The organism is Streptococcus mitis (assembly GCF_003944325.1).
GTDB lineage: Bacteria > Bacillota > Bacilli > Lactobacillales > Streptococcaceae > Streptococcus > Streptococcus mitis_CW.
Window position 1 is genome coordinate 1 of record NZ_RJPX01000110.1, and the last position, 606, is coordinate 606.

General features: G+C 37.8%; 1 protein-coding gene. It reads left to right on the plus strand.

The window, feature by feature from the left end; translation table 11 throughout:
- The coding region (locus tag D8787_RS11310; protein ID WP_142999780.1) for a transposase at positions 1 to 606 on the plus strand (606 nt) is incomplete at both ends.

Genomic DNA, 606 nt, shown 5'->3' on the forward strand with positions numbered 1-606 from the left:
CTTCAACTGTCATTCGCAAGCTCAATGACTTTCACTTTAAGCCTGATTTTTCTCGCCTTCCTGAGATTATGTCTTGGGACGAATATACCTTTACAAAAGGAAAGATGAGTTTCATTGCACAAGATTTTGATAATCTCAGTATCATCGCTGTTCTTGAAGGTAGAACACAGGCTGTCATCCGAAATCACTTTCTTCGATACGATAGAGCTGTCCGATGTCGAGTGAAAATTATTACTATGGATATGTTTAGTCCCTATTATGACTTGGCTAAACAGCTTTTTCCGTGTGCTAAAATCGTTCTAGATCGCTTTCACATTGTACAACATCTTAGCCGTGCCATGAGTCGTGTGCGTGTCCAAATCATGAATCAGTATCATCGAAAATCCCATGAATACAAGGCTATCAAGCATTACTGGAAACTTATCCAACAAGATAGTCGGAAACTCAGTGAGAAACGTTTTTATCGCCCTACTTTTCGTATGCACTTAACAAATAAAGAGATTCTAGACAAGCTTTTGAGCTATTCAGAAGACTTAAAACACCACTATAATCTCTATCAACTCTTACTTTTTCACTTTCAGAATAAGGAAGCTGACAAATTTTTCG